A 4,332-nucleotide genomic window follows, 5' to 3' on the forward strand; every position below is an offset into this window, starting at 1 on the left:
TTGATCACGCAAGCCTTGCACCGGCTCACGCCGGACATTCCGGTGGTCGGCGAAGAAGCCGCCTCGGCGGGTGCCCTGCCCGCGGCCACCGATCGCTTCTGGCTGGTGGACCCGCTGGACGGCACCAAGGAGTTCATCAGCCGCAATGGCGAGTTCACCGTCAACATCGCCCTGATCGAACACGGACAGGCCCGGCTGGGCGTGGTGCTGGCACCTGCGCTGGGACGGCTGTACGGCGGCGGCATTGGCCTGGGTGCCTGGATCGAACAGGACGGCACCCGCCACGCCATCGCCTGCCGGCACGAACCGGCCGAAGGCCTGCACGTGGTGGCCAGCCGCTCGCACGGCGACGCAGCCGCGCTGGACGCATTCCTGTCCGGTCGGAAGGTCGCGCGCAATGTGAGCGCAGGCTCTTCGCTCAAACTGTGTCTGGTGGCCTGCGGGCAGGCAGACGTGTACCCCCGCCTGGGACGGACCATGGAATGGGACATCGCCGCCGGGCACGCGGTGCTCAACGGCGCCGGGGGGGCTGTGGACCGCATCGACGGCGGGCCACTGACCTACGGCAAGCCGGGGTTTGAAAACCCCCATTTCGCGGCATGGGGGCTGCGCTGAGCAACGCTGGCTTGAGACCATGACCGCCTACCTGACGCTCGCCTCCATCGCGCTGCTGCTGGGCCTGCTGGTCCACGGGCGTTGGTCGGCGGCCGTGCTGTTCACCGTCTGGGCGGCGGGCTACCACCTGACGGGCCTGATCGACCAAAAGGCGCTGCTGGGCAGTTACACCAACCCGGCGCTGATCACGGTGATCCTGCTGCTGATGGTGTCCCTGGTGCTGGAGCGGTCGGTGCTGATCGAGCGCGTGACCCGTCGCGTGTTGAGCGGACCGGAATCGTGGGCCAGCTTCAAGCTGATGGGCCTGACCACGACCCTGTCGGCCTTCATGAACAACACGGCGGTGGTCGGCATCCTGATGGGCAGCATCGCTCGGCAGCGGCTGATTCCGCCGTCCCGCCTGCTGATCCCGCTGTCGTACGCCGCGATCCTGGGGGGCGTGACCACCCTGGTGGGCACCTCCACCAACCTGGTGGTCAACGCTTTTGCCCTGGACCACCACCTGCCCGCGATGGGCATGTTCCAGATGACCTGGGTGGGTGTGCCGGCGGCGCTGGCCTGCATCGTCGTGATGCTGCTGACCGCACGGTGGCTGCCGCGCCACACACCGGAAGCGGCCGACGCGAGCCAGCCGTTCTTCCTGGAGGCACGGCTGACGGCGGGCTCTTCCCTGGCGGGGCGCTCGATCGAGGCCAATGGTCTTCGGCATCTGGACGGCTTGTTCCTGCTGGAAGTGGAACGCAACGGCCGGCTGATCACTCCGGTGGGGCCGGACGAGGTGCTCCAGCCGGCGGATGGGCTGCTGTTCACGGGCGAAGTCACCAAACTGCAGGCCTTGCAGCACATCGGCGGACTGGAAGTGTTCGGCACCCGTTCGGACACCTTGCTGAACGCGAACCTGGTGGAGGTGGTCATTTCCGGTGAATCCGAGCTGGTCAACCGCACCCTCAAGGATGTGGACTTCCGGACCATGTTCGATGCGGGTGTGGTCGCCATCCGCCGCGGTGACCGCCGCCTGGAAGGCCAGCTGGGACGCGTGCCACTCAAGGCCGGTGACAGTCTGCTCCTGGCCGTGGGTGCGGACTTTGCGGGCCACCGCAACATCGATCGCAACTTCCACGTGCTGGGCGACACGCTGCAACGACCGCTGCTCAGCGCTCGCGACAGCGCGCTGGCGCTCAGCAGCTTCGCACTGGCCATCGCGGCTTCGGTGACCGAAGCGGTCAACCTGCTCACCAGCCTGATGATCTTGCTGGCCCTTTTTCTATCACTGCGCCTGCTCACCCTGGCCGAGTTGCGCCGGCGCTTTCCGTTCGAACTGTTGATGGTGATCGGCTCGGCACTGGCGCTGGCACGCGGCGTCGAGTCCTCGGGCGCGGCCGAGCTGCTGGCAGGCTGGATGCGCCAGCTGTTCGATGGAACCGGTGTGTACGGTGGTCTGGTGGGGGTGTACCTGCTGACCGTGATCCTCACCGAACTGGTCACCAACAATGCCGCGGCGGCGCTGGCATTCCCCGTCGGTCTCGCCACCGCACGGGCGTTCGGCGTGGACCCGACACCCTTCGTGCTGATCGTGGCTTACGGGGCCAGCGCGGGCTTTCTGATGCCCTTCGGCTACCAGACCCACCTGATGGTGATGTCGCCCGGGCGCTACAGCACCCTGGACTTCATGAAAGCCGGCCTGCCTGTCTCGCTCGTGTTCGGCACGGTGGTCTTGCTGCTCACGCCCCTGGTGTTTCCTTTCCATCCAGGCTGAGCGCTGGCGTCCGTCTGCCACGAGCCCCCAGGGGCATCCAGCCCGGCGGGAGAGGTTTGTAAGATCAGCGGCTTCATGCCCCTCCGCTCCCGCGTTCCTCTTCCCGTCAAAGCCCGCTGGCACCGCTGGCGGCTGTCCCGAGCCCTGCCCGCCTGGCTCCCCGACCTGCAGGGTTGCGTGTGCACCCCTTTTCTGCGCGGCTCGGATGACATGTCCGGCACCGGCGGGTTGTGGATGGGATCTCGGTACCTCGACGCATCGGGCCTGACCCGTTACGGCCAGCAGGCCGTCGGGCCGGGGCGGCCACCCGCCAACGTGGCGCTGCGCCTGCCTGGACACAGCTTTTACCTGGGTCCGGTGATGCCCCATTTCGGTCATTGCCTGACCGAGACGTTCAGCCGCTGGTGGGCGCTGACGCCCGAGAAGCTGGCGGCCTACGACTGGTTCGTGACGCCCACCCCCGAGCATGAGATACCGCCATTTGCCTGGCAGCTGCTGGAAATGGCTGGTGTTCGCGACCGGGTGTATTGCTGCGCTGGCCCGACGGCGCTGGAAAAGGTGAGTCTGGCGGGTCCGGCCAACCGGCTGCAGGACCGGGTGCATTGGGCTGTTCAGCATGTGCCCGCCCTGTTTGAGCGCGCTCCGCGACCCGCCCCAGACCCCAGGCCTCTGTTCATTTCGCGCCGACACACCGGACTGGATGGGCGCGCGCGCGCCGTTCTGGGCGAGGAGTGGATCGAGTCGGCGCTCAGGGCCAACGGTTGCGTGGTGATCGAACCGGAGACGCTGAGCGTCCAGGAGCAGATCGACGCGTTTCGCCGCCACCGTCGCATCATCGGCTTTGCCGGCAGCGCACTGCACACGCTGATCCTGGCCGGCGGGGGACAGCGCATGCTGGCCTACACCGACCGGAATGTGCCGCCCCACTTCCACATGCTGGAGCAGGCCCTGGGGGTGCGGTCCCGGTACGTGGCCTGCGGCGTCCCCCGGCCCAGCGAGGTGCTCGACCTGCAGGTCTCGTTTCGACCGCAATGGATCGATCCCGTCCCTGTGCTGCGCGCCTGCCAGCGGGCCGGGTTCATTCAGGATTGGGACGAAAAACACCACCTGGAGCAGCTCGACAACGGCCTGCTCACACGGCGGTTCAACGCGCTGCTGCTGCTGCGGTGGACCCAGGAACAGACGTCTGGCACCACGCCACCGGATCGCGCCCGCGTGCTCGAATGGGCCAGCAGCCCGATGGTGGACCGACGGACGCTGGACGAGGGATTGGCACGATCGCCCGAACTGCGGGGGTGGCTGTCATGATGCCATCTCTGCCGCCAGGTGCTCGATGCATCGTGGCCAGCAAGGCGATGGCACGCACGCCGGGACTCTCGACCCTGATGGGTGCCCCGGTGGTGCACGGGCGGGCGGTCGACTGGCAGCCGGGCGATGTGCTGGCGGGCTGGGGGCGTCGGACACCGTCGGAGCGCCTGGCGGCCGAGGCTTCCCGGGCCAGGCTGCCGTTCGTGAGGCTCGAAGACGGATTCCTGCGATCGGTGGGACTGGGACATCAAGACGCGCCACTGTCCATCGTGGTGGACCCGGTCGGCATCTACTACGACGCCGGGGCACCGTCGCGGCTGGAAGATCTCATCCGCGACCACCCGCTGGATGCTGCAGACGAGATGCGTTGCCACCACATCGTCCAGCGCTGGCGCGAGAGCGGCGTGAGCAAGTACAACGCCGCTCGCAACTGCCCGACCGCGCAACTACCGGACGATTTTGTGCTCGTGGCCGATCAGACCTGGGGAGATGCCTCGATCCATTTCGGACAGGCGAACGCCCGGTCCTTCGAAGAGATGCTCCACGCCGCGCTGGACGAATACCCGCAGAGCACGGTGCTGCTGAAAATCCACCCGGACGTGTTGCATGGACGCAAACGTGGCCACTACGACTGGCGCGCTTGGTCCCGCCAC

At 67.5% G+C, this 4,332-nt stretch carries 3 protein-coding genes and 1 pseudogene; all 4 read left to right on the top strand.

What is annotated here, in order from left to right; translation table 11 throughout:
- Positions 1–615: 3'(2'),5'-bisphosphate nucleotidase CysQ family protein (locus tag ACR2JA_RS01770; protein ID WP_434007426.1), on the top strand; the 615-nt coding region annotated here is incomplete at its 5' end.
- Between the two features lie 19 nt (positions 616–634).
- The gene (locus tag ACR2JA_RS01775) at positions 635–2,371 is read left to right on the top strand and encodes an SLC13 family permease (protein WP_434007427.1); all 1,737 of its coding nucleotides are present in this window, start codon (positions 635–637) and stop codon (positions 2,369–2,371) included.
- A gap of 210 nt (positions 2,372–2,581) precedes the next feature.
- On the top strand, positions 2,582–3,679 hold the full coding sequence (locus ACR2JA_RS01780) for a glycosyltransferase family 61 protein (RefSeq protein WP_434007428.1): 1,098 nt from the start codon (positions 2,582–2,584) through the stop codon (positions 3,677–3,679).
- Positions 3,676–4,332 (top strand): annotated as a pseudogene (locus ACR2JA_RS01785) (capsular polysaccharide biosynthesis protein); the annotation flags it as partial. The gene ACR2JA_RS01780 and the pseudogene ACR2JA_RS01785, both read left to right, overlap by 4 nt.

Source organism: Hydrogenophaga sp. (assembly GCF_051007235.1).
Classification (GTDB): Bacteria; Pseudomonadota; Gammaproteobacteria; order Burkholderiales; family Burkholderiaceae_C; genus Hydrogenophaga.